The following is a 20225-nucleotide window of genomic DNA, read 5'->3' on the forward strand; positions in this document are numbered from 1 at the left end:
TTACCTTGCAAAGGGGCTGGCGGGTTGCACGGCGCCGCCGAACAGCGGCTTGCCGATCCCGTGTGGATCGATGTCATCGAGGTAGAGGTGAAGCTGCGCGATCACCCCGACATTGCTGCCGCTCTGCCGGTTGATCGGGATCAGTGCCTCCACGCCGACCTGGAAAGTGTTGCCGACCCAAATCACGCCGGGATTGATCGTGCCGGTGGTCAACGTTCCCGAGGTCAGGGTGTTCGACACCGGCGTCTGCAGGCTGGCCTCGACCAGCGGGATCAGATGATTGATGAAATCCGGCAGGCCCAAATCCATCACCGACGATTTCAGATAGGGCATGCTGTATTGAATCGTGCCGCCCCAGTTCAGCACGCGCGGATGGAACTCAGTGTCGGCCGTCAGCGCACCGGTGTCGGGATCGAGCGCGAAAGTGGTTGTGGAACTCCGCTCCGGGATCGCATAGCCCACCTGACCGGTAATCGCGATCGGGCGGAGCCAGGACAGAGTGTCCGGTAAATCACCCAAGCCTTTGCCGAAATAGATCGTGGGCGTGTAGGTGTTGAAGGGATCGGCGCCGACGCTCGAAGCCCCGGTGCCGCCCCACTCCACGGTCAAGCCCGCCGACAACACGAACTCGTGCTCGGGATTCCTGTACACCCGGTATTTGAACGTCGTCTCCAGGTTCTGGAAGCCGCTGGCTCCCGCGATCGTCGGATCGACGGAGCGAAGGAAGGTGTAGGTCGAGCCAAGCGAGATCGCAAAATCGTCGGTGATGCGCTTGGAGAACTCGGCCGAGATGTCGCGCTGCCGCGCCGGCGGATCGTCGCCGGTCTTGAAGCTGTCGACCGTCGGAAGCGACAGCTCGTCATTGACGCCGGGATCGTCGATGCTGAGCGTCGCCGGGAAGAAGCGATTGCCGACGATCTCGTGGGCTACGCCTGGATGGAACGGAATGAGGGCGGCGCCGAGCCCGGCAAGACTCGTACGCATGAGACGGAAGGACATTGGGAATCTCCGCAACTGCCTGAGAACGATGCTTCAGCGGCCGAATGACCGCGACATCACATCGGCAGTGGCGGGGCGCGGGCCTGCGTATTGGAGCCGATACGGGACTGTGGCTGCCGCGGTGCCGCTGCGCTCCAGACCACGCGCGTGGTTTGGCGGTAAGGGATCGTAAAGGCGGCTTGCTGCGGCGCGTTGCCGGAAGCGCTGGCCTGCACCGCGCAACAAAGGATGCAGGCCTCATCATGCGCGCGAGGGTCGCCCTGATCGCTCCCACCTGAGGTCCCGCCCGGAGCGCCGTGACAGATTTGGGCTATCTGCAGCGGATCGGACGTCACGGCTGCTGTGGCCCAGCAGGCGACGATCGGCGCCAAGATCTGCGCCACCAGCGCGATCAGGAGAACCGGCAGAAATTTTCGTTGCAACCGCTGCATCCGCAAATCCGGTTAGGCGCGCAAGTAGCTAATCACTACGGGAGTCCCGAGTCGAGATCGCCGCTGACCGCCTCGGCCTTCGCGTGACATAAATCTCATGAGATGTCCTTCAGAAGGTGTATTTGGCCGCGAGCACATAGGTCCGTCCGGGGAAGGGATGGAACAGGAAATACTGCTCATCGAACAGGTTATCGATGCCGAAATCGAACGAGAAATTCCTGGCCGCGGCGTAGTGGATCTTCATGTCCACGACGAAGTAATTGTCGAAGGCGCCGTAGACGTGTGGGATGATGTCCGTGTTGTCGAGCGTCGAATATTGCTTGCCGCTGTAGCGCGCAGCCACCGTATAGGCCCAGCTATCGTTGGGCCGATAGGTAACTCCTAACCGGGCCCGCCAGTCCGGCACATAGGGCACCCGCTTGCCGACGACCGTGTCGGGAAGACCCGTCAGCGGATTGGTGCCCGCCCAGGTCGGATCCGACAGGATGCGGGAATCGACATAGGTCACGCTGCCGAACACCTGCAGCCCCGCGATCAGCACGTTGTTCTTGTCCGCCGACAGTTCGACGCCTTGCATGCGGATGGCCCCGACATTGCTGACGGAGGTTTGCAGCGATTGCGCGCCGGTGCTGGCGTTGGTGACAGTGTTGGTCTGCGAGATCAGCGCATTGTTGGTACGCTCCCCGAACAGCGTCAGACGCACGCGGCCGTCGTCCCAGTGGCGTTCGATGTTCAGTTCGCCGCTGAAATCCTGCTCCGGCAGCAGAAGCGGATTGGGCAGAAAGACGTTTCCGCCCGAATTGACGTTCTGGTAGAGCTCGGCCACGGTCGGATAACGATAGGCTTCGCCGAAATTGGCGGTGATATTCCATTCCTTATTGGGGTCGTAGGACAGCGAGGCCTTCGGCGAGAAATTCGTCGAATTGAGCTGCGGTTGGTTGGTCGCAAATGTCCTGGTGATCGCGCCAGCGGACGTCGTGATCGTATTGACGTTGAGACCGTCCAGCGCCTCCCAGCTCTCCAGCCGCCCGCCCAGCGTCAGCTTCAGATTGGGCACGATCTTCCAGGCATCCTGGACCCAGAGCGCGCCAGTGCGCGTCTCGCCCTCGCCGTTCGAGTAGAGCGCCCCCGTGCCCGTTGACGACGTTGTGGTCCAGACCGTCGACGCATAGACCGGATTCTCGAGCCGGTAGCGGTCGCCGTGAAGGCCGAAGCTGATCTCATGCGGCCCATCATAGCCGTAAGGACGCCAGATGGCCTTGGCATCCGCGTTCTGCCAGTTGGTGCCGTCATTGCGCGTGATCTTGCCGTTCAGCGAATAGCCGACGCCGGTCGCGGCCACCGTGAACGGATTGAGCATGATATCCTGAAGGTAGTTGTAGGTCGAAGCCGACAGATCGAAATCGAACACCCCTTTGCTGTCGCTCTTCAGCGACACCGCGTTGCTCAGATGCGTCTCTTCCCAAGTGTACTTGTTGCTCGCAAAGGCGGACAGGCCCGCGAAGGTCGGCAACCCTGTCGCCGTCGACGTCAAATAGCTCTGAGGATTTGAGGTCTGAACGTTATTCCAGACCCCAAGGGAATACGTCCCCTGGACCGTCGACGTAAAATCATAGGCAAGCCGGACGTTACCCGAGGCCTGCTGCGAGTGCGCAAGCGTCCCTGCCCCCGCCACATTGGCGGCCAGCCCCTGCTTGTTGAGCGCCGGAAAGGCGCCGGTCGTCCCGGCTGGAATCGCGCCGTTGGTCACATAGGTCAGCGGCTGCTGGTAAGTATCGAGATAATTGGCGGTGACGAGCCAAGACAAGGCGCCGTTTCGATTGCCTGCGGCCGCGCTGGTCTGGCTGGTGACATAGGTGTCCTTGGTGCCGTATTGCTTCCACGGCATCACCGACACCGTTTCCTTGGCGGTTGCGAACGGCTTGTCCGGCATTTTCGAGGTGATCAAGAGCACGCCCCCAATGGAGTTTCCCGGATAGGCCGCCGCGAACGGTCCGTTCAGGACATCGATCCGCTGGATCGCCTCCGGAGAGATTAGGTTCCAGTGGGGTGAGCCGTTTTGGTTGTTGTTGTTGATGAGCGCCGAGATCAGCAGATCGTCGTAGTAGATGAGCGTCCGTGCGCTGGAATTGAGACCCCAGGTGCGGGTGGCCAGCACCGCCTGATTGTCGCCGTCGTTGCGCTTGCGGACGAACAGGCTCGGCATGTATTTGACGGCGTCCTCGGGATCCTTGAGGTTGATGGTCTCCTCGATCTGCCTGGCCGTGATGCTGTAGGACTGCTGCGGCAGTTGGTAGCGTTCCTTGATGGGCGGCGTCGCGTAGGACGCGTTGACACCGCCGCCGTCGATGGTCGACGAGACCACCGCGGCCTGCTGCGGCAAGCTCGCAGCGGCGGGCTTCTGCGCACGCGGTCCGACGGCCGCTGGTGGCTTGCTCCTGCGCTCCGCCGCGCGAGGCGCATGGACGACAAGGGTCGGCAGCACGTTTTGGCTGGATTGAGCGTTTGCGGCGGGCGCCAGCGATAGCGCCAACTCCACCGCGACCACGCTCATGCCACCCAGGGCATGAACACGAGACATCTTGAATTAAAATCCTTCCTGACGGACACGGCGGCGAAAATCGCCGGCCGCGAACACGGCTCATCCGGCGCGGCACGAGGCCACGCGGGTTCGTTCAACTGCGATCAGGAAAGTGACGGGGGCGCTCGCGCCTGCGCGTTCGAGCCCGTGCGGAGCGCTGAAAAGCCCGACGTTGGCTCACGCCAGACGACGACTGTCGGCTGACGATAGGGAGTCCACACCGTAAACATCCGCGGCGCGTCGACGGACCCGCTCGCCTGCAGCAGGCAACACATCGCGCAGGCACCATCATGGGCAGGATGTCCGCCCTGGTCGTCCTGCCCGGATGCATCGCCAATGCTGTGACAGATTTCTGCTAACGGCAGCGGATCGGACGCGGCGAGAGCGGCGGCCCAACAGGCGGCAATCGGTGCAAGGACTTGCACCGCCAGCGCGATCAGAACGACCGGAAGGAATTTTTGCAGGCGCCGCCGCATCAGGGAATCCGATTGACGCACTACCTGATCACCGCGAGAGTTCCAAGTCGAGATCAGGTTGATCCCGGAGGTCAGCCGGTCAATTGCGCGCACAGAATTATTCGGACTGCCTCCGGTTGAGCAGTGGCAACGCGCTGAAATGACGTGCCTTTTACAGACACAGCCGATGCTACTATATTACCTTCGACTAAATGGGTGTGCATACGGACGCGATCCCAGGTGAGCAATTTCCAATCGTTTCGAAAACTGCTCGAAGTTTGAACATTCGTTGCCGAAAATGATGACAAGGCAGTAAAGATAGTCTAGGAATCCAACTACAGGCTACGCCGCAAGCCAAGCCTGGTGGTCCAAGTCTCGGGAGGAGCCCTGACGCGCAGAAGCAGCGTCGTCCCGCCAGCAAGATCAAATCTAAATTTTGCGGGTACAAAGGGTCGACACAATTTTTCGAGCAGGGCCCGCTGCCCTGCTCTTTTTTTGGGGCAGCGCTGCTGCGTGCCTTCGGTAGAGAATGGGCCGCTCCGCGCGACATCACTGCGAGCACCGCACCGATCTGTCGCTTGCGCCGACACACTAAGAAGCCAAGCATCGCGCAAGATGAGCGCTTAAGCGCGCAAGTGCTGCATCACCGCTCGACGACGAGCCATCAGCGCCGGCGCCTTTACGATTGCAGGGCGCCGCAGCCTTTGGACGAGCCCGCGCAGCGTCGCTGCCTATCACCGCTCCTGCATTGCTCGATCAAATGCGGTGCACAACGCCTCGTCGGGAATGCATCCGAACTGCCCATAGCGGGAACAAATCGATTGTGAGACACTGCCCCTCCAATCGCGGCGCGAGCAAGATGCCGCGGTCATAAAAAGGCACCATGGGAGCGAGCAATGTCCGAGACGGATCAATCTAAAGCGAGCAGGCGAGACCTTATTCAGGCGGCAGGCGCCGGGGCCGCCGCGGCAGTGTTGGGCGCGATGGGCGTCAACCCGGCCATGGCAGCCGAAGTCACCCGTTCGGAGAAACCGCTGAAGGCCGCATTCTCCAATGCCGGCCTGCAAGCCACCTGGTGTGCGCAGGGCAAGCAGGCGGCGGAATGGTGGGGCAAGCTGTTCAATGTCGAGGTCACCTGGTTCGACGGCCAGCTCGACGCGGTCAAGCAGCGCGCCGCCATCGACAACATGGCCTCGCAGAAATGGGATTTTGTCGCGATCCAGGCCTTCGGCATCGGCACGCTGACCCAGCCCGTGCAGAAGATGATCGATGCCGGCATTCCCGTGATCGATATGGATACGCTGATCGCGCCGCTGGACCAGATCAACGTCCATGCCTTCCTCGCACCCGACAACGAGTTCATGGGCGCGTCGGTGACGCAAGCGCTGGTCAATGCCATCGGCGGCAAGGGCAAGATGATCATGACCCAGGGTGCGCTGGGCCATACCGGCGCACAGGGCCGCGCCAAGGGCTTCAACTCGGTCATCAAGCAGTATCCGAACATCGAGGTGCTCGACACCCAGCCCGCGGATTGGGACGTCTCGAAGACGGCGCGTCTTTGGGAGACCTATCTGACAAAATACCCACAGATCGACGCGGCCTTCTTCCACAATGACGACATGGCGCTCGCCGCCTACAACATCATGAAGGCGCACAACCGCACCAACATCCTGATCGGCGGCGTCGACGCCATGCCGCCGGCAATCCAGGCGGTGAGCGACGGCCGGATGTATGCCACCGTGCGCAACCCCTCCTGCCGTATCCATGGCGGCGCCATTGTCGCGGGCGTCGCCGCTGTCGTCGCGGGGGAGAAAACCGGCCAGGGCGGCATCCCCAAGAACGTCGTGACCGACGGCCCGGTCGTTACCAAGGCCAACGCCCCCGGCATGCAGTGGATGGAGGATCACTTCCTGATCTGAGCTTGCCGATGTCGGAGGGTCGCTCACCCATCCTCGAACTCACGCAGATCACGAAAGCCTTCGGTGGCGTCGAAGCTCTGCGTGGGGTCGACTTTGCGCTTTATCCTGGCGAGATCCACGGTCTCGTCGGCGAGAACGGCGCCGGCAAGAGCACGCTGATGAAGATCATCGCCGGCGTGCACCCGGAATTTTCCGGCCGTTTCATGCTGGACGGCGGCGAGACCCGCTTCCGTTCGACCCGCGACGCGCGCGCGGCCGGGATCGCGATGGTGCATCAAGAACTCAGCGTCGCGCCCGATCTGTCGGTCGCCGAAAATGTGTTCTTCGGCGTGCAGCCGACCAACCGCCTCGGGCTCGTGCAGTGGCGGCGCATGGCGCGCGAGGCCAGCGAGCAGCTCGCCCGTTTCGGCATCCACGTTGATCCGATGTCCCGGCTCGGCGATCTGCCGATCGGGCTGCAGCAACTGATCGAGATCGCCCGCGTGCTGTTCTCGGGCGCGCGCATCATCATCCTGGACGAACCGACCTCGGCACTATCTCCGCCTGAAGTCGAGCGCCTGTTCGCGACCTTGCGGCGGCTGCGCGACGCCGGCACCGCGATCGTGTTCATTTCGCATTTCATCGAGGACATTCTGAACATCTCCGACACGGTGACGGTGTTTCGCAACGGCCGGAAGGTGGCGGAGACCGCTGCGGCCGCCACCACCAAAGCCGAGTTGATCGAGGCCATGATCGGTAAGGGTCGCGAGGCTCTGGAGGAGACCTATACCCATGATGTCGCTCTGCCCGCGGCAAGCCGGGAGCCGGTGGTGCTGGCGGCAAACGGGCTTTCGCTCAACCGCAGCCTGCGGGAAGTCTCTTTCGAGGCGCGGGCCGGCGAGGTGCTGGGCATCTACGGCTTCATGGGCTGCGGCCAGATCGAGCTCGCGCGCATCCTGTTTGGCAAGCTAAAACCCGACCGCGGGACGCTCGAGGTCGCGGGCAAGGCGAAGGCGTTTGCCTCTACGGCCGATGCGCGACGTGCCGGCGTCGCCTTCGTGCCCGAGAGCCGCCGCGCCATGCTCTTCCACCAGGAACCAGTCTACAAGAATGTCTCGATCAGCATTCTCGATCGCATCTCATCCGTATGGCTGAAGCCAGCGCGTGAGCGTGCAATCGCGATGCGCCAGGTGGAACAATTGCAGATCAGGCCCACGGCGGTCGAACTCGATCTCGGCATGCTCTCCGGCGGCAACCAGCAGAAGGTCGCGCTGGCCAAGTGGCTCACCTTCCCGCCACGCCTGCTCGTGCTCTGCGAGCCGACACGCGGCATGGATGTCGGGGCCAAGAACGACGTCATCCACATTGTGAGGAGCTTGCGCGAACAGGGGCTGGCCATCATCGTGCTGTCGACCGAGCCCGAGACCGTGCTCTCGCTCGCCGATCGCATCATCGTGTTGAAGCGCGGCGCCGTGGTGCGCGAATTTGCCAATGAAGCGATCAGCAAGGATCGCCTGTTGGAAGCGGCCTGATGGAGGGGCTTTATGGCCACTAGTGATAGCGCAGCGGTCCACGCCGAACACCGAAAAGCTTCCGGCAGGATTGCCGCCTTGCTGCGCTCGCAGATGCGCAACATCGCGCCGTTCCTGACGCTGATCCTCCTCTCCGCATTCTTTGCGGTCGCCAGCCCCTCTTTCGCGACGATCGATAATGTCGGCAACATCCTGACCCAGGTCTCGGTCACCGGCATCATCGCGGTTGGGCTGACCTTCGTCATCCTCTGCGCCGAAATCGACCTCTCGATCGCCAGCATCGCCAACGTCACCGGCATTGCGGTCGCCTATTTCACGGCGCAGGAATCCTACGTCAATATCGCCAACATCCCCCTGCCCGGCTGGGCGGCGATCCTGCTCGCGCTTGCGCTCTGTGCCGGACTTGGCCTCGTCAACGCGCTCGGGCTGACGCTGATCGGTATTCCCTCCTTCATCATGACGCTGGCCATGATGCAGATCGCAGCCGGCATCTCGGCGCTCCTGGTGCGCGGACAGATTGCCTACAAGGTGCCCGACCTGATCGCGACGCTCGGCTCGGCCTCGATTGGCGGCATTCCCTGGATCGTCATCGTCGCCGCATTGATGCTGCTTATCGGCCATCTCGTGCTGACCTACACGCGCTTTGGCCGCTACGTCTACATGGTCGGCGGCAACCGCGAAGCGGCCGAATATTCCGGGCTCAATGTCAAGCTGATCCTCGGCAGCGTCATGGTCATCGCGGCGGTCTGTTCAGGGATCGGCGGCATGCTCGGCGTCGCGCATTTCGGCAGCGCCCAACAGAATGAATTCGACACCTATCTGCTGGACTCGATCGCCGCCGTCGTGGTCGGCGGCACCAGCCTGTTCGGCGGCCGCGGCGGCATCGGCAACACCATCGTCGGCCTGTTCGTGCTCGGTGTGCTCAACAACGGGCTAGATCACGTCAACATCGACAGTTTCCTGAAGATATTGATCCGCGGCCTCATCCTGCTCGCGGCACTCGTGATCAACGTCTACGCGCAGCGGCTGCGAGCAAAGGCGGCGGAGTAGCTCAGGCGCTCGAAGCGATTCACACACACAGTCGCTCCCCATCATCCTGAGGTGCCGACGCGAGGCTCGCTTACGCGAGCACCTCAGGATGACGGTATTGACTGCCGGTTTGCTTAGGCCCTTATTCAGCAAAAATCCGGCTGCCAGTCGCGGAGCTGGCGGGCACGCCTGGTCACGTCGCCGATGGTCGCGAATGATGCCGTGTCCACCAGCATCGCCCGTGCGAGATGCAGGCTTCTTGCCTCGCAAACCGCACGGAGACGCGCGTCCTCGATCCATTCGAAATCGATGTTGTGCGCAAGCCCGAGGATACGGCGGATGATCTTTGCCGCGGCAAAGCCAACAGTGTCACGGAATAGCCGCTCCACGTATTGCTGCCGCTCGGCTTCCAGCCACGCCTCGCCCGTCAGGCCCGCAAACAGCGCTTTCGGATAGCCGTCCCCATGCGCCTCGCAGCGCCACAGCTCCGCGAATTTGCGGGCGACCTCGGTCCAGACCTGCTCAATCGTCTGCAGCAGCCAGGCCTCGAAGGTGCGCCGCTCGCCGGCGCTGCGCTCATGGCCGGCGGAGGCGAGATAGGCCATGATCAGATTGGCGAGCACGGCACCGATATCGAAGCCCATCGGGCCATAAAACGCGAACTCGGGATCGATCACCCGCGTCTCGGTCTCCGTCACCATGATCGATCCCGTGTGGAGGTCGCCGTGGATCAACGCTTGCGGCTGGCCCATGAACTTGAGCTTGAGGCGCGAGATCGCGACATGAGCATCGAGATCCTCGCGAAAGCGCGCGGCTATCTCGTCGAGCCAGGGCGCGGTCCAGCGGTTCTGCTCCGCCTCGCGATAGGGATCGGTGAAGATCAGGTCTTCCGTGATCTTGCAGAGCGCGTGATTGCCGGCGAACGCGGCGATCCCCTCCTTCTTCTGCGCCGCGGAAACGGCAAGATCGGAGGTGAAGAACAGCGTTCTCGCCAGGAACGTCGTGATGTCCTCGACAAAGCGCGGATAGATCGTGCCGGCGATCAGCCCCTTGCGCATGATGATATGGGGCTCGAGCAGATCCATTGCGGTCAGCGCCAACGCCTCATCGTGATGCAGGACCGCTGGCACGAGACCGGGCGCCAGCCGCGCCTGATGGGTGAGCGCGAGATATTCATAATGCGCGCGCGAGAGCGGCAGCGGCCAGCTCTCGCCGACCAGGCGCACATAGGGGAGCGCCTGCTTGACGGCGATACCGCCCGCGCTGCCCCTGACGATGAAGACGAGATTGAGGTTGCCGTCGCCGACCTCGCTGATCGACCAGGCGTCTGATGTGCCTCCAAGCCGGCTTGCAACATCAGGCAATTGCGCCAAATAGTCCCGCAGGTCAGCCTCGCGCAGGACACGGTACGGGCCTGGCCGGGACTCGCGCACCGGCCGTTCTTGCAATGTCATGACCGTTCCCTCCCGTGCGGTCGCTAGGTCGAGCGCTTCAACTCGCCGCCTAATACGGCATGCCCATCAGCTTTGATAATCGCTCGATCGAAAGATAGCCTGCATCATAGGCGAGCATGCCGAGGCCGAAAACCACGGCCGAAATGACCGTATTCCAGATCAGCTTGATGCCCATGCGGCTTGCGATCGGTGCGCCCGGGTCGGTGCCCGGCGCGCCCACGCCGTCCTCATGCTGACTGCGCACGCCGAACGGCAGGGTAAGAAACAGCGTGACCCACCAGATCACGAAGTAGATCGCAAACGCGGTCGAGATTGTGTAGGCCATCGTGCGCCTACGCCTGCTCGATCTCGACCAGCGCGCCCGAAAAATCCTTCGGATGCAGGAACAGGACCGGCTTGCCATGCGCGCCGATCTTGGGCTCGCCGTCTCCCAGCACCCGCGCGCCTTCCTTGATCAGCGTGTCACGGGAGGCGATGATATCGGGTACCTCATAGCAGAGGTGATGGATGCCGCCCTCGGCGTTGCGCTCGAGGAATTTCGCGATCGGCGAGTTGTCGCCGAGCGGCTGGATGAACTCGATCTTGGTATTGGGCAATGTGACGAATACGGTGATCACGCCATGCTCGGGCAGCGGCACGGCGTTCGAGATGTCGGCGCCGAAGGCTGCGCCGTAGATCTTCGCGGCCTTCTCGGCATCCTTGACCGCGATCGCCACGTGATTGAGCCGGCCGAGCATGCGAGTCCTCCCTCTATTGTTTTTGCGCGTTGGCTCTTTGGATTGAGCATGATCTCTTCGGAAAACCGCTACGCACTTTTCCGGATCATGCTCTAGACCTCGAGAACGTGCACGAGGCAGAGCGGCTTCTTGCCCCAATATTCGTTGATCGTGCCGCGAACAGCCCTGCGCACCGACTCGGCCAGCGCATCCGGATCGCGCCGCCTGGGCCGCGGCAAGCCCTCGATCGTCGAGACCACGACGTCGAAGACGATGTCGTCGAACGTTTCGCCGGCCGTATTCTTCTCGGGGATACCGACAAGATCAATCTCCGGATCGTCGGCGAGCTCCCCTTTTTCGGTCATGGCGATGGCCACAAAAACGCACCCCGCAAATCCCATCCGCCGCCGCTCGACCACGGCGCGCGACTTGGCGTCCTCCAGGATGGTGCCGTCCTTGTAGAGCCGGCCAGACGGCAATTGGTCGATGACGCCGGGCGCGCCTGGTCCGAGCTTGATCAGATCGCCATTGCGGCAGGTCAGCACCTTGGGAACGCCGGCGGCGCGTGCAAGCTGGGCGTGTTCGGACAGATGCAGCGCCTCGCCATGTACGGGGATCAGAATTTGCGGCCGCGTCCAGGCCAGCATGTCCCGCAGCTCGTCGCGACGCGGGTGCCCGGAGACGTGAACCAGATGCGTGCGGTCGGTTATGACCTCGACCCCCTGCATCACCAGGCCGTTGATGATGGCGCCAACGGCCTTCTCGTTGCCCGGAATGGTGCGGGAGGAGAAGATGAGGCGGTCACCCTTGTTGAGCGTTATCTCGGGATGATCGTCATTTGCGATCCGCGCCAGCGCCGCGCGCGGCTCGCCCTGGCTGCCGGTACAGAGCGCGACCACCCGATCCGGCGGAAAATGGCCATAGAATTCCGGGCTGCGGAAATCCTGCACGCCCTCGAGATAGCCCGTTTCGCGCGCCACCTGCACCACGCGCGCCATGGCACGGCCAACGACGACCACCTCGCGCTCCGCGGCCCTGGCCGCATCCGCCACCGCCTTGATGCGGGCGACGTTCGAGGCAAAGGTCGTCACCGCGACACGGCCGCGGGCGGCCTTCACCAGTTCGGCAATGGTCTTTGCGACCTCGGTCTCCGACGGCGAGCGGCCCTCGCGGACCGCGTTGGTGGAATCCCCGACCAAGGCAAGCAGGCCGGCATCGCCCAGTTCGCGCAAGCGCCGCTCGTCGGTCGGCGGGCCGATGATCGGCGTCGGATCGATCTTCCAGTCGCCGGTGTGCAGCACCGTGCCGACCTCGGTATGGATCGCCAGCGCATGCGATTCCGGAATTGAATGCGCGACCGGAATGAACTCGACATTGAACGGCCCGACGTCGACCCGGCCTCCCGATGGCACCACGGTGACCGGGATCTTGGGCGCGTTGCGCTCGGCTGCGCACTTGGCTTCGAACAGCGCGGCGCTAAACTTGGTCGCATAGATCGGGCATTTCAGCCGCGGCCAAAGATCGATGATGGCGCCAAAATGGTCCTCGTGGGCATGCGTCAGCACCAGGCCGACGAGGTTCTGGCGCTCCTTTTCGAGGAAGGAGATGTCGGGCATGATCAAGTCGATGCCCGGCAAATGCTCTTCGTCGCCAAAGGAGACACCAAGGTCGACCGCGAGAAAGGACCGCTGGTGGCGATTGCCGAGGCCATAAATCGACAGGTTCATGCCGATCTCGCCAACGCCGCCGAGCGGCGCAAAGGTCAGTTCATCTGCCATCAGGTGGCACCCGCCGAGGCCGCCGAGCCAAAATAGACGTCACCCGCCGTGATCGGCACCAATTCCCCACTGGCGGTCCGGACGATCATACAGCCTTGCTCGTCGATCGTGTCGAACGTTCCCTCAATCGCTTCGTCGCCGGACTTGATCGCCACCGCTTGCCCGAGTCCGGCCGCCCGCTCAAGCCAGAGCCGGCGAATTTCACGGAATCCCCGGCCAGCGTCCCAGATCCCGCGAAACTCGGCCCAGCCATCAGAGAGGGCGGCGAACAGCTCTTCGGCGCTGACATCGATCCCGAGCGAACGAAGCGAGGTCGCCGGCGTCGGCGTATCCGTCGGCGCCGCCACGACATTGGTGCCGATACCAACCACGACCGCGAGCCCGCCCGTCACCGCTTCGGCCTCCAGCAGAATGCCGGCGAGCTTTTGCCGTCCGGCAAGGACGTCGTTGGGCCATTTCAACGAGAATTTCAGGTTATCCGAACCCGGCGAACGCAGGGCCGCTTCGACGCACAGCTTGGCAAGCGCGGATTCCAGTGCGAGCCCCGCCGCAAAACCAAGGGTCGCGGCCACCGCCGGCGTAACGGTCAAGACCTCCAGGATGCTGCTTGCAAGATTGCCGCGCGGCGCGATCCAGGGGCGCAGCCGCCGGCCACGGCCGGCGGTCTGCTCGGAGGTGACGAACCACATCGGACCGCGCTCGCCCTCGCGCGCACGCACCATCGCCTCCGCATTGGTCGAACCGATCTGATCGAAGGCAGCGAGCCGGTAACCTGCAGAGCTTGCGCGCGGGCCGAGCGTGAATGACATCTAGAACAGCGATTTGGCCGCTGATGTCGCAGCGCTAACCAGCGGTCCGGGATAGACGAAGAACAGGATATTGAAGAGGCCCGCGATCGCGAGCACCGTGCCCAACTCGAGCCGCACCGGATCGAGCCTGGTCAGCGGCTCATCGAAATACATCACCTTGACGATGAGCAGATAATAATAGGCGCCGACCACGCTGGTGAGCACGCCGATGACCGAGAGCGTGAACAGCCCCGCCTTGATCGCCGCGACGAACACGTACCATTTGGCGAAAAAGCCCGCGAGCGGCGGAATGCCCGCCAACGAGAACAGGAGCATGGCAAAGAAGAAGGCCAGCATCGGGTTGGTGCGCGACAGGCCCGCAAAGTCGCTGATCTCTTCGAAGCTCTGGCCATTGCGCTTGATCGCGATGATGATGGCGAACGAACCGAGCGTCATGGCGACATAAATCGCGATATAGACCAGCACGCCCTGGGCGCCCTCGACCGTGCCTGCGGCAAGGCCCACCAGCGCAAAACCCATATGGCCGATCGAGGAATAGGCCATCAGCCGCTTGATATTGCGCTGCCCGATCGCGGCGAAGGATCCCAGCGCCATGGAGGCGATGGAGACGAACACCACGATCTGCTGCCATTGGGCGAGAATACCCGGGAACGCCGTGAGCGTGATGCGGGTGAACACCGCAAGCGCCGCCACTTTCGGTGCGGAAGCAAAGAAGGCGGTAACCGGCGTCGGCGCCCCCTCGTAGACGTCGGGCGTCCACATGTGGAACGGCACGGCGGAGACCTTGAAGCAAAGACCGGCGAGCAGGAAAACAAGGCCGAATGCGACACCGACGGTGCCGGTCTTGAGTGCGGCCGCAAGCCCGGCAAAGCTCACCGTGCCGGTGAAGCCGTAGATCAGCGATGCGCCATAGAGCAGCATGCCCGAGGACAGCGCGCCGAGCACAAAATATTTGAGGCCGGCCTCGGTGGATTTGGCGTTGTCGCGGTTGCTGGCGGCGACCACGTAAAGCGCCAGCGACATCAGCTCGAGCCCGAGATAGAGCGAGATCAGGTCGCCGGCCGAGATCAGCACCATCATGCCGAGGGTGGAGAGCACCACCAGGATCGAATATTCGAAAATGCGCCGCGACGGATCGGAGAGGAATTCGGCCGAGAGCACCAGCGTCACGACCGAGCCGATCAGCGCCAGAATCTTCAGGAAACGCGCGAAATCGTCGACGATGAAGCTTCCGCCGAAGGTCGTGAGCTTGCCGGAGGGCAGCATCAGCTCGAGGATGCCGACGACGACCAAAAGGCACACGGCAAGGCTCGTCACCAGCCTCGTGGTGCCCTGCCCCCGATAAGCGCCGAGCATCAGGAGCGCCATGCCCCCCGCGGCCAGCACCAGTTCGGGGAGAACCGGCTGCAATTGGTAACCTGCAGTCTCAAAGCTCATAGCGGTTGATCCTAACCTGCCGCGTTATTGCAGCAGCGCGGCGGCCTTAACGGCCGTGACCGCGGTGGTGTAATTGTTGACGAGTTGCTGCACGGATGCCGCCGACATGTCGAGCACCGGCTTCGGATAGACGCCGAACCAGATGGTGAGCGCGATCAGCGGGAACAGCGTCAGGCATTCGCGGAACGTCATGTCCTTGATCGTCATCAGCGTCGGCTTGACCAGCGCGCCGAAAATGATCTTCCGGTACAGCCACAGCGCGTAGCACGCCGACAGGATCACGCCCGTGGTCGCGAAGAAGGTCGTCGGCAGCGACACCTTGAAGGTGCCGAGCAGCGTCATGAACTCGCCGATGAAGCCGGAGGTGCCGGGCAACCCGACATTGGCCATGGTGAAGACCATGAACGCCAGCGCGTACAGCGGCATCCGGTTCACAAGCCCGCCATAGGCGGCGATCTCGCGGGTGTGCATGCGGTCGTAGACGATGCCGACGCAAAGGAACAGCGCGCCGGAGACGATGCCGTGGGAGATCATCTGGAACACGCCGCCGGCCACGCCCTGCATGGTGCCCGCGAAAATGCCCATGGTGACGAAGCCCATATGCGCCACCGAGGAATAGGCGATCAGCTTCTTCATGTCCTCCTGCATCATCGCCACCAGCGAGGTGTAGATGATCGCAATCACCGACAGCGTGAAGATCAGCGGCGCGAAGTCGTGCGAGGCCAGCGGGAACATCGGCAGCGAGAAGCGCAGGAAGCCGTAGCCGCCCATCTTCAGGAGGATCGCGGCCAGGATCACCGAGCCGGCGGTCGGCGCCTCGACGTGAGCATCGGGCAGCCAGGTGTGCACCGGCCACATCGGCATCTTCACGGCAAAGGAGGCGAAGAAAGCGAGCCAGGCCCAGGTCTGCAACGACCGCGGCACCGCCGTGTGCATCAGGGTCGGGATATCGGTGGTCCCGCCGTTCCAATACAGTGCCATGATGGCGAGCAGCATCAGGACCGAGCCGAGCAGCGTGTAGAGGAAGAACTTGAATGACGCGTAGACCCGGCGCGGACCGCCCCAGACACCGATGATCAGGAACATCGGGATCAGGCCGCCCTCGAAGAACAGATAGAACAGCACGAGGTCGAGCGCGCAGAAGGTGCCGACCATCAGCGTTTCCAAGACCAGGAACGCGATCATGTACTCGCGCACGCGGGTCGTGATCGATTTCCAGCTCGCGATGATGCAGAACGGCATCAACGCGGTGGTCAGGATCACGAACGGCAGCGAAATGCCGTCGACGCCCATGTGGTAGTTGATGCCGGTGGCAAGCCAGGTGCCCTTCTCGACGAACTGGAAGTCCGTCTGGGTCGGATCGAAGCGCCAGACCAAGATCAGCGACAGCGCGAAGGTGACGAGCGTGGTCCACAGCGCGATCCAGCGCGTGGTGCGGTTGGCGACCTCATCGCTGCCCCGCGCCATCACATAGATCAATGCCACGCCCAGGATGGGCAGGAAGGTCGTGATGAAGAGAATGGGCCAGGTTGTCATTTACTGGCCTCCAAAGCCGAACATGAACCAGGTGATGAGGCCGGCGGCGCCGATCAGCATCGCAAAGGCGTAGTGATAGAGATAGCCGGTCTGGATCTTGACGACGTTGCGGGTGACGTCGAGCACGCGCGCGGAGACGCCGTCCGGGCCCAAGCCGTCGATGAGCCAACCATCGCCCTTCTTCCAGAGGAAGCGCCCGAGCCACTTCGCCGGCCGCACCAGGACAGCGTCGTACAGCTCGTCGAAGTACCACTTGTTGAGCAGGAAGTTGTAGAGCAGCGGCTGCTGCTCGGCGAGTTCGACCGGCAGATAGGGCCGGCGGATATAGAAAATGTAGGAGACCACGAAGCCGATCACCATCATCACGAACGGCAGGTAGCCGAGCCAGTGCGGCATCTGCTCCATGTCTTCAAGGATATGCGGGTTCATCTTCACGGACTCGCGGAAGAACTCCTCGACCCCCTGGCCGGCGAACAGCTCCCTGAACGGGAAGCCGGACAGGATCGAGCCGGCGGCCAGCACGCCGATCGGGACCAGCATCCAGAGCGGGCTCTCATGCGCCGCCTCGTAGTGTCCCCGGTCATGCGGCTCGCCAAAGAAGGTCTTGAAGATCAGGCGCCAGGAATAGAACGATGTGAGGCCCGCCGCGACCACCGTGAGGACATAGGCGTAGGTCGCGAGCGGATTGTGCGAGGCATAGGCGGATTCGATGATCGCGTCCTTGGAGAAATAACCGGCGAACATCGGGAACCCCGTCAGCGCCAGCGTGCCGATGCACATCACCGCGAACGTATAGGGAATCTTGCGCCACAACCCACCCATGTTGCGGATGTCCTGCTCGTGGTGCATCGCGTAGATCACCGAGCCGGAGCCTAGGAACAGAAGCGCCTTGAAGAAGGCATGGGTGAACAGGTGGAACATGCCCACCGAGTAAGCCCCCGCTCCCATGGCCACGAACATGTAGCCGAGTTGCGAGCACGTCGAGTAGGCGACGATGCGCTTGATATCGTTCTGCACGAGGCCGATGGTCGCGGCAAAGAATGCCGTGGTCGCACCTATGAACATCACAAAAGCCTGCGCGGTCGGCGCGAGCTCGAACAGGGGCGACAGGCGCGCCACCATGAAGACGCCGGCCGTCACCATGGTGGCGGCATGGATCAGCGCCGAGACCGGGGTCGGGCCCTCCATGGCGTCAGGCAACCAGGTGTGCAGCAGGAACTGCGCCGATTTGCCCATCGCGCCCATGAACAGCAGCAGGCAGGCCAAGGTCAGCGCATCCGGATGCCAGCCGAAGAAATCGATGGTTTTGCCGGCAAGCCCCGGCGCGCCCGCAAAGATGGTCTCGAAATCGGTCGAGCCGATCAGCGCGAACACCGCGAAAATGCCAAGCGCGAAGCCGAAATCGCCGACGCGGTTGACGACGAACGCCTTGATCGCGGCGGCGTTCGCGGACGGCCGTTGATACCAGAAGCCGATCAGCAGATAGCTTGCCAGGCCCACGCCTTCCCAGCCGAAGAAGAGCTGGACCAGGTTGTCGGCGGTCACCAGCATCAGCATGGCGAAGGTGAACAGCGACAGATAGCCGAAGAAGCGCGGCCGATGCGGATCCTCGTCCATGTAGCCGATGGAATAGAGGTGCACGAGCGAGGATACCGTGGTGACCACGACCAGCATCACCGCAGTCAGCGTATCCACCCGCAGCGCCCACGAGACCTGCAGATCGCCAGAGACGATCCACGGGAACAGCGCGATCCGTGCGTCGTGATGCAGGAAGCCGACATCGACGAAAGTGAACCAGGACAGCGCGGCAGAGACGAACAACAGGCCCGTCGTGATCAACTCCGCCGCGCGCGAACCTGCTGCGGCCGACTCGCTCGGGCCGTGTCCGTGATCGTCATGTCCCGGCTCGTCATGGGACTCGTGAATAACGGACGCTTCCTCATCGATCGCCGTCGTGCTGTGCGAGTTCGCACCGTGACCATGCGCGTCGTCGTGATGTTCCACCGTGTCGCCGCTCGGGTTGCGCCCATGCGCCCCGACAACGGCGATGATGCCCGCAAGGATGGCGCCCAGCAGCGGCAGGAAAACGATTGCCTGGATCATAGCCGGGTCAGCCCTTCATCAGATTGACGTCTTCGACCGCGATCGAACCGCGGTTGCGGAAATACACGACCAGGATGGCGAGTCCGATCGCAGCTTCCGCGGCCGCGACGGTCAGAACCAAAAGTGCAAACACCTGGCCGACGATATCGCCGAGGAAGGTCGAGAACGCCACCAGGTTGATGTTGACCGCAAGCAGGATCAGTTCGATCGACATCAGGATGACGATGATGTTCTTCCGGTTCAGGAAGATGCCGAGAATGCCGAGCGTGAACAGGATCGCGCCGACCGCCAGATAGTGTCCGAGCCCAATCGTCATTATTGCACCCACTCCGCGGCGTCCGCGTCCTGCAGCCCCTGCCCCGACGCGACCTTGCGGATCGTCATGGCGAGCTCGGGCGTGCGAGCGTTCTGCACGCTGATATCCTGCCGCTTGACATGCGCCTTATGGCGCAAGGTCAGCACGATCGCGCCGATCATCGCGACCAGCAGCACCATGCCGGCAAGCTGGAAGTAATGAATGTACTTCGTGTAGAGCACGAGCCCGAGCGCCTCGGTGTTGCTGACATTGGCCGGGATCGCCGCGGTGATCGACTTGCTGACGGTGGGATTGATCACCCAGAAGCCGACGGTCAAGAGCAGCTCGAACAGGAAGATGCCGCCGACCACGAGCCCGACCGGCAGATATTCGATGAAGCCTTCGCGAAGCTGGTCGAAGTCGACATCCAGCATCATGATCACGAACAGGAACAGCACCGCGACCGCGCCGACATAGACCACGATCAGGATCATCGCCAGGAACTCCGCGCCCATCAGCACGAACAGGCCGGCGGCGTTGACGAAGGCGAGGATGAGGAACAGCACGGAGTGAACGGGATTGCGGGAGGCAATCACCATCACGGCGGACGCGACGCAGATCGCGGCGAACAGGTAAAAGAACAGCGCGGGAAGGATCATTCTCTGCCCCTTGTCCCCTTACCGGTACGGCGCGTCGAGCGCGATCGCCTTCGCGATCTCGCGTTCCCAGCGGTCGCCGTTGGCGAGCAGCTTGGCCTTGTCGTAGTAGAGCTCTTCGCGCGTCTCGGTCGCGAATTCGAAGTTCGGCCCCTCGACGATGGCGTCGACAGGGCAGGCCTCCTGGCACAGGCCGCAATAGATGCACTTCACCATGTCGATGTCGTAGCGCACCGTACGGCGCGTGCCGTCATTGCGGCGCGGGCCCGCCTCGATAGTGATCGCCTGCGCCGGGCAGATCGCCTCGCACAGCTTGCAGGCGATGCAGCGCTCTTCGCCGTTGGGATAACGGCGCAGCGCATGCTCACCCCGGAAGCGCGGTGAAATCGGGTTCTTCTCAAAGGGGTAATTGATGGTCGGCTTCGGCTGAAAGAAGTAGCGCATGGCGAGAAAGAACGCCGATACGAATTCAGACAGCAGCAGCGACCGCGCGGCAGCTTTGACGCTCATAGCAAC

18 protein-coding genes are annotated in these 20225 nt (G+C 62.7%); 3 read left to right on the plus strand and 15 right to left on the minus strand.

The window, feature by feature from the left end; all coding sequences use genetic code 11:
* From P6U23_RS22125 to P6U23_RS22140, 4 genes are all read right to left on the minus strand, one after another.
* Positions 1-999 carry a hypothetical protein gene (locus tag P6U23_RS22125; RefSeq protein ID WP_407174709.1) on the minus strand — a complete coding sequence of 333 codons (999 nt, stop codon included), beginning with the start codon at positions 997-999 and terminating at the stop codon, positions 1-3.
* 56 nt (positions 1000-1055) lie between these two features.
* A complete protein-coding gene (locus P6U23_RS22130) occupies positions 1056-1430 on the minus strand; it encodes a DUF2946 domain-containing protein (protein WP_407174710.1) in 375 nt (124 codons plus the stop codon).
* A 109-nt stretch (positions 1431-1539) separates the two neighbouring features.
* On the minus strand, positions 1540-4011 hold the full coding sequence (locus P6U23_RS22135; RefSeq protein ID WP_407174711.1) for a TonB-dependent receptor: 2472 nt from the start codon (positions 4009-4011) through the stop codon (positions 1540-1542).
* A gap of 104 nt (positions 4012-4115) precedes the next feature.
* On the minus strand, positions 4116-4487 hold the full coding sequence (locus P6U23_RS22140; RefSeq protein ID WP_407174712.1) for a DUF2946 domain-containing protein: 372 nt from the start codon (positions 4485-4487) through the stop codon (positions 4116-4118).
* 875 nt (positions 4488-5362) lie between these two features.
* Between P6U23_RS22140 and P6U23_RS22145 the strand changes: the two genes are divergently transcribed.
* The 3 genes from P6U23_RS22145 to P6U23_RS22155 are packed head-to-tail and all read left to right on the plus strand — an operon-like array spanning position 5363 to position 8946.
* Positions 5363-6385: a sugar ABC transporter substrate-binding protein gene (locus P6U23_RS22145; RefSeq protein ID WP_407174713.1), complete on the plus strand. Its 1023-nt coding sequence runs from the start codon at positions 5363-5365 to the stop codon at positions 6383-6385.
* Positions 6386-6393: 8 nt separating this feature from the next.
* A complete protein-coding gene (locus tag P6U23_RS22150; RefSeq protein ID WP_407174714.1) occupies positions 6394-7896 on the plus strand; it encodes a sugar ABC transporter ATP-binding protein in 1503 nt (500 codons plus the stop codon).
* 12 nt (positions 7897-7908) lie between these two features.
* On the plus strand, positions 7909-8946 hold the full coding sequence (locus tag P6U23_RS22155) for an ABC transporter permease (protein WP_407174715.1): 1038 nt from the start codon (positions 7909-7911) through the stop codon (positions 8944-8946).
* Positions 8947-9071: 125 nt separating this feature from the next.
* Here the strand turns inward: P6U23_RS22155 and mtnK are convergent, their stop codons facing one another.
* From mtnK to nuoI, 11 genes are all read right to left on the minus strand, one after another.
* Entirely contained in the window at positions 9072-10379 is a 1308-nt protein-coding gene (gene mtnK / locus P6U23_RS22160) for an S-methyl-5-thioribose kinase (RefSeq protein ID WP_407174716.1), read from the minus strand.
* A gap of 49 nt (positions 10380-10428) precedes the next feature.
* The gene (locus P6U23_RS22165) at positions 10429-10704 is read right to left on the minus strand and encodes a DUF1467 family protein (RefSeq protein WP_407174717.1); all 276 of its coding nucleotides are present in this window, start codon (positions 10702-10704) and stop codon (positions 10429-10431) included.
* Positions 10705-10711: 7 nt separating this feature from the next.
* Entirely contained in the window at positions 10712-11116 is a 405-nt protein-coding gene (gene mce / locus P6U23_RS22170) for a methylmalonyl-CoA epimerase (protein WP_407174718.1), read from the minus strand.
* Positions 11117-11208: 92 nt separating this feature from the next.
* The gene (locus P6U23_RS22175; RefSeq protein WP_407174719.1) at positions 11209-12873 is read right to left on the minus strand and encodes a ribonuclease J; all 1665 of its coding nucleotides are present in this window, start codon (positions 12871-12873) and stop codon (positions 11209-11211) included.
* Positions 12873-13682: a biotin--[acetyl-CoA-carboxylase] ligase gene (locus P6U23_RS22180; protein ID WP_407174720.1), complete on the minus strand. Its 810-nt coding sequence runs from the start codon at positions 13680-13682 to the stop codon at positions 12873-12875. Before P6U23_RS22180 ends, P6U23_RS22175 begins: the two co-directional genes overlap by 1 nt.
* Positions 13683-15119 (minus strand): NADH-quinone oxidoreductase subunit NuoN, encoded by a 1437-nt coding sequence (nuoN, locus tag P6U23_RS22185; RefSeq protein ID WP_407174721.1) that lies wholly within the window; start codon positions 15117-15119, stop codon positions 13683-13685.
* Between the two features lie 24 nt (positions 15120-15143).
* A complete protein-coding gene (locus tag P6U23_RS22190) occupies positions 15144-16655 on the minus strand; it encodes an NADH-quinone oxidoreductase subunit M (RefSeq protein ID WP_407174722.1) in 1512 nt (503 codons plus the stop codon).
* Complete coding sequence (gene nuoL / locus P6U23_RS22195; protein ID WP_407174723.1) at positions 16656-18758, minus strand: NADH-quinone oxidoreductase subunit L; 2103 nt, start codon at positions 18756-18758, stop codon at positions 16656-16658.
* A 7-nt stretch (positions 18759-18765) separates the two neighbouring features.
* Positions 18766-19074, minus strand: coding sequence for an NADH-quinone oxidoreductase subunit NuoK (gene nuoK / locus P6U23_RS22200; protein WP_015685769.1), 309 nt, complete (start codon positions 19072-19074; stop codon positions 18766-18768).
* A complete protein-coding gene (locus tag P6U23_RS22205) occupies positions 19074-19712 on the minus strand; it encodes an NADH-quinone oxidoreductase subunit J (protein ID WP_407174724.1) in 639 nt (212 codons plus the stop codon). The genes nuoK and P6U23_RS22205 overlap by 1 nt, the downstream gene beginning before the upstream one ends.
* 18 nt (positions 19713-19730) lie before the next feature.
* Positions 19731-20219: an NADH-quinone oxidoreductase subunit NuoI gene (gene nuoI, locus P6U23_RS22210; RefSeq protein ID WP_024506885.1), complete on the minus strand. Its 489-nt coding sequence runs from the start codon at positions 20217-20219 to the stop codon at positions 19731-19733.
* Positions 20220-20225 lie beyond the last annotated feature (6 nt).

This window comes from Bradyrhizobium sp. STM 3562, assembly GCF_045571435.1.
In the GTDB taxonomy this organism is placed as follows: Bacteria; Pseudomonadota; Alphaproteobacteria; order Rhizobiales; family Xanthobacteraceae; genus Bradyrhizobium.

What these genes read in the sequence shown, in the direction of transcription:
- nuoI (WP_024506885.1), bottom strand. Translation starts at nt 20,219, where the DNA reads ATGAGCGTCAAAGCTGCCGCGCGGTCGCTGCTGCTGTCTGAATTCGTA.
- P6U23_RS22165 (WP_407174717.1), bottom strand. Translation starts at nt 10,704, where the DNA reads ATGGCCTACACAATCTCGACCGCGTTTGCGATCTACTTCGTGATCTGG.
- mtnK (WP_407174716.1), bottom strand. Translation starts at nt 10,379, where the DNA reads ATGACATTGCAAGAACGGCCGGTGCGCGAGTCCCGGCCAGGCCCGTAC.
- nuoN (WP_407174721.1), bottom strand. Translation starts at nt 15,119, where the DNA reads ATGAGCTTTGAGACTGCAGGTTACCAATTGCAGCCGGTTCTCCCCGAA.
- nuoK (WP_015685769.1), bottom strand. Translation starts at nt 19,074, where the DNA reads ATGACGATTGGGCTCGGACACTATCTGGCGGTCGGCGCGATCCTGTTC.
- P6U23_RS22140 (WP_407174712.1), bottom strand. Translation starts at nt 4,487, where the DNA reads ATGCGGCGGCGCCTGCAAAAATTCCTTCCGGTCGTTCTGATCGCGCTG.
- P6U23_RS22145 (WP_407174713.1), top strand. Translation starts at nt 5,363, where the DNA reads ATGTCCGAGACGGATCAATCTAAAGCGAGCAGGCGAGACCTTATTCAG.
- P6U23_RS22175 (WP_407174719.1), bottom strand. Translation starts at nt 12,873, where the DNA reads ATGGCAGATGAACTGACCTTTGCGCCGCTCGGCGGCGTTGGCGAGATC.
- mce (WP_407174718.1), bottom strand. Translation starts at nt 11,116, where the DNA reads ATGCTCGGCCGGCTCAATCACGTGGCGATCGCGGTCAAGGATGCCGAG.
- P6U23_RS22150 (WP_407174714.1), top strand. Translation starts at nt 6,394, where the DNA reads ATGTCGGAGGGTCGCTCACCCATCCTCGAACTCACGCAGATCACGAAA.
- P6U23_RS22180 (WP_407174720.1), bottom strand. Translation starts at nt 13,682, where the DNA reads ATGTCATTCACGCTCGGCCCGCGCGCAAGCTCTGCAGGTTACCGGCTC.
- P6U23_RS22205 (WP_407174724.1), bottom strand. Translation starts at nt 19,712, where the DNA reads ATGATCCTTCCCGCGCTGTTCTTTTACCTGTTCGCCGCGATCTGCGTC.
- P6U23_RS22155 (WP_407174715.1), top strand. Translation starts at nt 7,909, where the DNA reads ATGGCCACTAGTGATAGCGCAGCGGTCCACGCCGAACACCGAAAAGCT.
- nuoL (WP_407174723.1), bottom strand. Translation starts at nt 18,758, where the DNA reads ATGATCCAGGCAATCGTTTTCCTGCCGCTGCTGGGCGCCATCCTTGCG.
- P6U23_RS22135 (WP_407174711.1), bottom strand. Translation starts at nt 4,011, where the DNA reads ATGTCTCGTGTTCATGCCCTGGGTGGCATGAGCGTGGTCGCGGTGGAG.
- P6U23_RS22130 (WP_407174710.1), bottom strand. Translation starts at nt 1,430, where the DNA reads ATGCAGCGGTTGCAACGAAAATTTCTGCCGGTTCTCCTGATCGCGCTG.
- P6U23_RS22125 (WP_407174709.1), bottom strand. Translation starts at nt 999, where the DNA reads ATGTCCTTCCGTCTCATGCGTACGAGTCTTGCCGGGCTCGGCGCCGCC.
- P6U23_RS22190 (WP_407174722.1), bottom strand. Translation starts at nt 16,655, where the DNA reads ATGACAACCTGGCCCATTCTCTTCATCACGACCTTCCTGCCCATCCTG.